The organism is Bacillus sp. AFS041924 (assembly GCF_002577195.1).
Classification (GTDB): domain Bacteria; phylum Bacillota; class Bacilli; order Bacillales; family Bacillaceae_G; genus Gottfriedia.
On the sequence record NZ_NULG01000067.1, the window covers coordinates 1 to 461 of the forward strand.

1 pseudogene is annotated in these 461 nt (G+C 47.1%); it reads right to left on the minus strand.

Features of this window, described 5'->3' with window-relative positions:
• Positions 1-461: pseudogene (locus COC46_RS21965) on the minus strand (hypothetical protein); the annotation flags it as partial.

Sequence of the window (461 nt, forward strand, 5' to 3'; positions counted from 1 at the left end):
AAGTTTTCATTTGGTCCCATGTATGCTGGCAGCGTTTGTGGGAAGTTTGCGTTCGGTCCCATGTATGCTGGCATTGTTTGTGGGAAGTTTTCATTTGGCCCCATATATGCTGGCATTGTTGCTGGGAAATTTGCGTTTGGTCCCATGTATGCTGGTAATGTTTGTGGTGCATTTGGATTTGGTCCCATATATGCTGGTAATGTTTGTGCATTATTTGTTGGGTATGGTGCTGGTAATGGCATTGGTGCTGGTAATGGCATTGGTGCTGGTAATGGTGTCGGAACTGGTGCCGGCGCTACAGGTGCTCCACCAGTTGCTCCTGGTGCTTCTCCAGTTACGCCAGTCAGCATTGGCATTCCACCAAAACTCGGCAATGTTGGTAATGCTCCTCCCTCACCTCTTGGATAAAATGAATAGTTTGCGTTTGGTCCCATATATGCTGGTAATGTTTGTGGTGCATT